This window comes from Mesorhizobium waitakense, from assembly GCF_056431085.1.
The window spans coordinates 2,880-9,332 of record NZ_JBWKME010000137.1 but is presented as its reverse complement, the minus strand read 5'-3'; the positions used below and the strand labels follow the sequence as shown (position 1 = coordinate 9,332).

Sequence of the window (6,453 nt, the reverse complement as noted above, 5' to 3'; positions counted from 1 at the left end):
CCGCAAGGCCGTGGCGCGGATCCGTGACGGTTAAATGAGATACCACCCCGTCGAGAATGGCGGCACCCTGTAATGTTTGGTAATCCGACGCTTGCCGATGCCATCTTGGACCGCCTCGTTCACAACGCCTATCGCATCGATCTCAACGGTGAAAGCATGCGAAAACAGCGCCCGCCAATCGCACCCGAAAACACCGAAGCTTGACCTCAAACAAAACCCGATCCAAACATTAACTAGACTCAGGATCAGTCCGAGAAATGGCCGCCTTCAAATCGGAACGCCGGCCGGAATGAAATCGGAATGACTGGCCGGCTTCAAATCGGAATCGGTGGCCGGCTTCATCGGAATACGCAGCCGGGTCAGTTCTCAGTGAAAATCAACACCGGGAGCAGATCAAATGAGGCAAAGACTGCGCTGTGGCATCCAGACGCTCCCACAAATTCCACTTGATTTTCGGAACTCGACGAACGCGGCCGGATCAAGCGCGGCCGAAGACGATGCCCCTTTTTGATCGTGGCCCCGTAACGAAGACTGCAGTGAGGATCAGTCCATTGGCGATGATGAACCGGCCGCGAAGCTCCCACGCATGATCTTTGGCCGGCAGGAATGTGTGGGGGAGACGAGCACTAAATTTGCCATCGTCGGGGATTATGGTGACCACGGCGTCCTCGAAGCCCAGCCATTCACGTGTGAGCGGGAACCATGCCTTAAAGATGCTTTCCTTAGCACTGAAGAGCAACCGGTCCCAATTGAGGCGCCCGGGTGCGTTGGCCAGCCAATACCGTTCCTCGTCAACCGAAATAAGCTCCAATACACCAGAGGGCAACTCCTCGTCGACTTCTGCATCGATTCCAAGCGCAGCGTAATCCCCATGCTGAGCAACGGCGGCGGCATAGAATCCAGCACAATGCGTTATGCTGCCAACCACACCAGGTGGCCAAAGCGGCTCACGGTCAGGTCCACTTGGGATCGCGCAGGGAGGAAAGCCGAGCTTGGACAATGCCGCTCTGGCACAGGCGCGCCCGATCGAGAATTCACGCCTTCTACTCTCGGCGGCGGTGGCGATTGCACTCTCTTCTTCGGCCATCACCAGGGCACTGCCGAGATCTCTTGCTCGACAGGTTTGCACAGCAACGTTTGGGGGGAGCAGCGTATCCAAATGTCCTCGCTCTCGACCGCGATCCGTTGCTGGGGGGCTTATGCAGGTCGCACTGCGGCCAAGCCCCGTCCTTTGTCCTCGCCGTTGCGGCGGATTGACCATTCGTGTGCCGGCACGGATGGGTCTTGTATTGGATCTGGCTCTTCAACCACCATCTGGGGGAGAACCGAAAAGAACGCGCTTCACGTCAGCTTTTTAGTGTCGACCCGATTCTCTTACTCAGCGAGGGCATTCCTTTAAGAACGCCGATCTGCCCGCGAATTACAAATAGAGCGATCAGCCCCGCCGCCAACTCAGCAACTGCCTGGCTCGCCAACAGTCCGTCAAAGCCCCAAATGACTGGAAACAGCAGTATGGCGGGTATGAAAAGATAGCCTTGCCTGGCAAGGCTAACGACGGCACTGAGGCGTCCTCTCCCCAATGACTGAAGCAGGGTGATCGCAACGTACTGAACTCCAAAGAGGCCGAAAAAAAGATGAAAAACAATACAGGCAGAGACGGCGATATCGATTACATCCTCGTTATCGCTGAAAAGCGAAACCATTGGCCGAGCAAAAATCAGGACCACGGCGGAAAAGCTGACTGAAAATGCGACGGTTATGGAAAGCATGAACTTCGCGGCCTTCTCTACCCGGGCGAAATCCTGTGCTCCCCAACCGAAACCGAGAACTGCCTGGGAGCCTATGCAGAAGCCTATAATTGACCATGAATGAAGTGCGTGAGGCCGGTAAAGATGGATCGAGCGGCAGGTTTGTTGAGCCGCCCTTCAGAATTGCGATTACTGTAGCGGCCCAATTGGGATTTCGTTCACCATAATAGCTCACGACCGTTCCCACCGCGCAGCGCTCTCGCAGAGTGCTCGCGATGCTCGCCGACATCCCTCCCAGCTTACCATATGTGAGTTCCGCCGCGCCGTGCGCAATCGCGATTCTGTCCGGAAACGATGCCCCGTGACCTGAGACCCATCTTTGCTCCAGTTCAATGGAGAGTCCGAGGTTTCTTTGCTCTGGGACCGAAGTTTGGAGCGCCGGAGGCTGGAGTTTTCCGGCTGCGATCATGGTGACGGGCTATTGCCAAAGGTTGCGCGACTCTATGCGCGAGCTTGTTTCCCTCTTAGAGACGAGGCAGGCCACTCACCCAATGTTGCTGCATCTCAATTAGCAAAGACCGTGCCAGCGCGCTCAGCGCGTGGGAAGCGCATGATACACGTTGAAAAACCCCCACAGTGCCCAAGATGGCGGATTGTAATGAACCTGACATGTTTTCTGACGCTGTCAGGTTTTGGACACCGATCACGCGCTTCGCACCACCAGAAAAGCGTGGCCAGCTACGACGCGTTCGGCGCTATGCGCGGACAGGGTCGAAGAACCGCGACGCGGCGACGGCAGAAACCTATGACCCGCTCCATTACGCACCGGTGGGGACTTCCTCACTTTGCGTGGTGATCGAGGACATGGACCGGCAGCATCCTGGCCCTCGAGTTCAGCGCCGGCTCGGCCGAACATGGCCTCTTGAGGGTTTTAAGGCGATCAAATCAGCCCCTCGGGTCTGGCCGTTGCTCCAGGGGAGCTCGATTCGGTTCCTGACGCATCGATGTCTGCGTCGTATGGTCCGCGCGAAGCGCTGCATTCCGCGGACGCCAGACCCACACGGCTTGACGCGTCGGTGCGACTATGTGTTTCGCCGCCATCACAAGCGTTTGAGCGTCGTTGACGATGGCCTGTCTGCCGCGCGAAGGTCGACCGTCTTCGAGTTTGGCTTGTCGATTATGCGCAATCTTTCTAATATTTAAGATGTACTATTGATTGTGCTCAGAGCGGCAAAAATCGTGCTATTCAATTGTTAAAATAACTTGACGAGCGCCGAAGCTGACAATCAGATAGGATGCTGCCTGCTACACGCCTGTATGCGCTCGGCTTCAGGAGGCATGCTTGGATTTGCGACTGACACTGCTCGGCAGATGCCTTCTCATCGGCAAACAAGGAAGGCTGCTGCGCCTTGGTACCCGAAAATCCTGGGCACTTTTTGCGTCATTGGCACAATGTGGGCCGGGCGGCTGTTCGCGAGAGCATCTGTCCGCCAGCTTGTGGCCTTTGAGCGGCGAAGAACAGGCACGTGCCAGCCTGCGCCAGGAACTTGCCGCGTTGCGCAAGGTTCTGAGAGAAGATGGCTGCCCTGATCCGTTTGAAACCGATCAAGGGGCATTGGTTCTGCGGCACGATACGATTGCCGTTGACAGCTGGGAACTGGAAGACATCGCCGTTTCGGGCGAAGCTGCGCGTATCCGCGGTATCCCGCAAATATACAAAGGTGACTTCGCCGCGGGATTGATGATCCGATCGGCACCGTTTGCAGATTGGCTACAGGCCGAAAGGCAAAGATTGTTTGATCTGGCAGTCTCGGCTCTCGAAACCATGCTCGCACTCGACGAAGCAGATGGCGAGCCTAGCGCCGCGCTAAAAACGGCACAGGCGATAATCGCCATAGATGCCACACACGAGGTGGCGCATCGCTGCGCACTGCGAAGCCTTCATGCCTTGGGGAAAAGTGCAGAGGCCGTTCTTCAATTCAATCGTTGGGAACATATGCGAAGGCAGGGGCTGAATCGCTGCCTTGGTTCCGATGCTGTCGAGGCTGACTTGCCACGGCCTCTCCACGACGGCCCTCTGACAGCCGCCAGCAAGTCCGCCGGCGTTGTCGCCGGTGTCCGTGTCAGGCCGCACAGACGCCATTTGACTATTGCAGCTTTTGGCATTTCCGGGGCGTTGGTGCGTGGATCGGGACTTGAACGGATGCCAGTCTTTGATGGAGCTGTCTACGCGGTGGCTCCATTACGGCGGACGGATTTCGGGCGTGTGCATTCGAGCATGCGGTTGAGGACTGTGCAGCCGATGGCGATTTCCGTCTGCTGAGCATGAAACGACCGGGCCCGCAGGCGCCGCCCGATGAGGGCCTTGTATCGCCCGATGGCGATCTCGACCAGCGCGCGCTTACCATAGCCGGTGGTGGCCTGCCATTTCATTCGACCGTCTCTGCCGATTGCTGTGATATGCAGATCCCTTTGGCCGGGAGGTTCGGTGTCGGCGCGCTCGACCGCGTTAGCACGCGGCGGAATAACGATCACAGCGTCGGCGCTGTGGTTGATGACAGCGTCGTAGGTCGGCTTTCCATCATAGGCGCCGTCGGCGGTGAACTGTCCGACCGAGCGACTGATTTGGTCGAGCGACGGGGCCACCTGCGAGGCATCGCCTGTGTCCCATTCGGTCATCGCGCGGGCGATGATCTTGCCGCTATCGGCATCCAGAGCCAGATGGAGCCCGGCGCGCACGAAGGCAGACGCATAGCAAGCTCTCGAGGCCCTCGGCGATACATTCGTGTCAGCGCAAGCTCAGCGGGAAATCCATCCAGGCAAAGCGCGTTCAAGCAAGGGAGGTTCATTTCATCGACATGGACCATAAGCCTGCCGTGCATGAATTTTAAACGAAAATCCTTGCAACATTGAGCACAGTGCCCTAAGTCAAGGACGAAGGATTAGGCGATGTCCGCATTGAACGAACTGAAGAAGCGGTTGCGGCCTGGACAGGTCTATCGGCGCAAGGATCTCGAGAAGTGGTCGACGGCTGTCGATCGCCACCTACGCCAGCTTGTCGAGGAAGGTCGGCTCGAGAAGGTGTCAGGCGGACTGTACATGGCTCCGCGCAGTACGCGTTTCGGCAAGGCTCCAGCTGCGGTGGAGAAACTGGTCGAGACGTTCCTCAACGACCATCGCTTTCTGATGGTCTCCCCCAGCGCCTATAATAGCCTGGGGGTGGGCACGACCCAGCTCTACAACGAACCGGTGGTCTATAACCTCAAGCGTCATGGACGCTTTCGGCTCGGCGGTCGTTTCTACGACTTCCGAAAGAAGCCCTCGGTGCCTGCGAAACTCACCCAGGAAGTGTTGCTGGTCGACCTTCTCCAGAACCTTGATCGTCTTGCCGAGAACAAGGCCGAGGTGTTGCCTCGCGCCCTCGAGCGCGCCCGCGACATGAACCCCGCTCATCTGGCCAAGGCAGCGCGGGATTTCGGTTCGGTTCGCGCCGAGCGGCTGGTGAGCCAAGCGCTGGAAGCGGCCTGATCCGCATGCGGTTGCTACACGATCTAAAGGACTTCAGCGATCTGATCACGGTCGTCGCCGCGGACATGAAGATCGATTCCGGCCTGGTTGAGAAAGACTACTGGATCATGCATGCCCTGTGGGGCCTGCAGCAGCTCGGTTTTCGTTTCGAGCTCAAGGGTGGCACCTCTCTCTCCAAGGGATACCACCTGATCCACCGCTTCTCCGAAGACATCGACATCCTCATCCACCCGCAGGGCGATCTGCCAACCGGTAAAAACCACGATAAAGCGGCCCACATCGAACAGCGGCGGGTGTTCTTTGACGGCTTGGTTCCGCAATTGAGCTTGCCCGGCTTTCTCCGCGCAGAGCGTGATCCGGCCTTTGACGACCCCACCGGTCGGATGCGAGGCGCTGGAATCCGTCTGATCTATCCCGAACTCAATCTCCTGCCTACTGGCCTCAAGGCCGGCATTCTGCTGGAGCCTGGATTCGATCGAGTCGCGCCCAATCAGGCCCGGCTGATCTCCTCCTGGGCCTATGATCGTGCGTCCGCATCGGCAGACCTGATCGACAACCGCGCCGTCGATGTTCCTTGCTATGAGCCCGGCTACACTTTCGTCGAAAAGCTTCAGACCCTTTCCACCAAATTCTGGCAGCAGCAGGCTTCCGGAGAGATGCCTGTCAACTTCATGCGTCACTACTACGACGTCTCCTGTCTTTTGGAGGACGAGGGCGTCAGGGCCTTTATCGGCACCCCGGAATACCGCGCACACAAGGCCGATCGGTTCCGTGGCGGGGATGAGCCGGACCTGCGGCGGAACGAGGCCTTTCGCCTCAGCGACCCCGCGACACGACGGATCTACACCGACGCCTATGAGCGCACCCGCGCCCTCTACTACAGGGACCGGCCTTCACTCGACGCAATCCTTGCTCAGCTGGACGCGTATCTCGATCGATTGTGATCCGTTGAGGGTCACTGCGCAGATCTGGTTTTTGACTAACGAGGCCGAGCGCCAACAGTGATCGGCACAAGATCGGTCACAGTATCACCTGTTTCGCCAACGTTTTTCCTCAACGCACCGTTTTCGTCGAACATAAAAGACACGCGTGTCGATGGCGGTTGAGAACCGCGTATAGATGGCGCCGAGAGGGAATTGATGCGGAATTCGGCTCGGAGTGGTGCTGAATGACGCTG

At 58.0% G+C, this 6,453-nt stretch carries 6 protein-coding genes and 3 pseudogenes; 4 read left to right on the top strand and 5 right to left on the bottom strand.

Going from position 1 to position 6,453, the window contains the following annotated elements:
* Nucleotides 1-45 precede the first annotated feature (45 nt).
* Nucleotides 46-204: pseudogene (locus AC07FD_RS27480) on the top strand (ATP-binding protein); the annotation flags it as partial.
* A gap of 274 nt (nucleotides 205-478) precedes the next feature.
* Here AC07FD_RS27480 and AC07FD_RS27475 read toward each other — a convergent pair.
* The 3 genes and pseudogenes from AC07FD_RS27475 to AC07FD_RS27465 form a co-directional block, all read right to left on the bottom strand.
* The gene (locus AC07FD_RS27475; protein ID WP_478352397.1) at nucleotides 479-1,159 is read right to left on the bottom strand and encodes a 4'-phosphopantetheinyl transferase family protein; all 681 of its coding nucleotides are present in this window, start codon (nucleotides 1,157-1,159) and stop codon (nucleotides 479-481) included.
* A 187-nt stretch (nucleotides 1,160-1,346) separates the two neighbouring features.
* Entirely contained in the window at nucleotides 1,347-1,856 is a 510-nt protein-coding gene (locus AC07FD_RS27470; protein WP_478352398.1) for an MATE family efflux transporter, read from the bottom strand.
* 61 nt (nucleotides 1,857-1,917) lie between these two features.
* Nucleotides 1,918-2,217: pseudogene (locus AC07FD_RS27465) on the bottom strand (hypothetical protein); the annotation flags it as partial.
* 873 nt (nucleotides 2,218-3,090) lie between these two features.
* Between AC07FD_RS27465 and AC07FD_RS27460 the strand changes: the two are divergent.
* Nucleotides 3,091-4,071, top strand: coding sequence for an AfsR/SARP family transcriptional regulator (locus AC07FD_RS27460; RefSeq protein ID WP_478352396.1), 981 nt, complete (start codon nucleotides 3,091-3,093; stop codon nucleotides 4,069-4,071).
* Here AC07FD_RS27460 and AC07FD_RS27455 read toward each other — a convergent pair.
* Nucleotides 3,975-4,475, bottom strand: a pseudogene (locus tag AC07FD_RS27455) (transposase); the annotation flags it as partial. The gene AC07FD_RS27460 and the pseudogene AC07FD_RS27455 overlap by 97 nt on opposite strands.
* Before the next feature lie 222 nt (nucleotides 4,476-4,697).
* Between AC07FD_RS27455 and AC07FD_RS27450 the strand changes: the two are divergent.
* Together AC07FD_RS27450 and AC07FD_RS27445 are read left to right on the top strand one after the other, a co-directional pair.
* The gene (locus AC07FD_RS27450; RefSeq protein WP_478352395.1) at nucleotides 4,698-5,276 is read left to right on the top strand and encodes a hypothetical protein; all 579 of its coding nucleotides are present in this window, start codon (nucleotides 4,698-4,700) and stop codon (nucleotides 5,274-5,276) included.
* 5 nt (nucleotides 5,277-5,281) lie between these two features.
* Nucleotides 5,282-6,220, top strand: coding sequence for a nucleotidyl transferase AbiEii/AbiGii toxin family protein (locus tag AC07FD_RS27445; RefSeq protein ID WP_478352394.1), 939 nt, complete (start codon nucleotides 5,282-5,284; stop codon nucleotides 6,218-6,220).
* A 35-nt stretch (nucleotides 6,221-6,255) separates the two neighbouring features.
* On the opposite strand, the gene AC07FD_RS27440 is transcribed toward AC07FD_RS27445, so the two are convergent.
* Nucleotides 6,256-6,453: hypothetical protein (locus tag AC07FD_RS27440; protein WP_478352393.1), on the bottom strand; the 198-nt coding region annotated here is incomplete at its 5' end.

Bases quoted from the DNA above. Each gene is read 5' to 3' on its own strand.
- AC07FD_RS27445 (WP_478352394.1), top strand. From the start codon at position 5,282: ATGCGGTTGCTACACGATCTAAAGGACTTCAGCGATCTGATCACGGTC.
- AC07FD_RS27450 (WP_478352395.1), top strand. From the start codon at position 4,698: ATGTCCGCATTGAACGAACTGAAGAAGCGGTTGCGGCCTGGACAGGTC.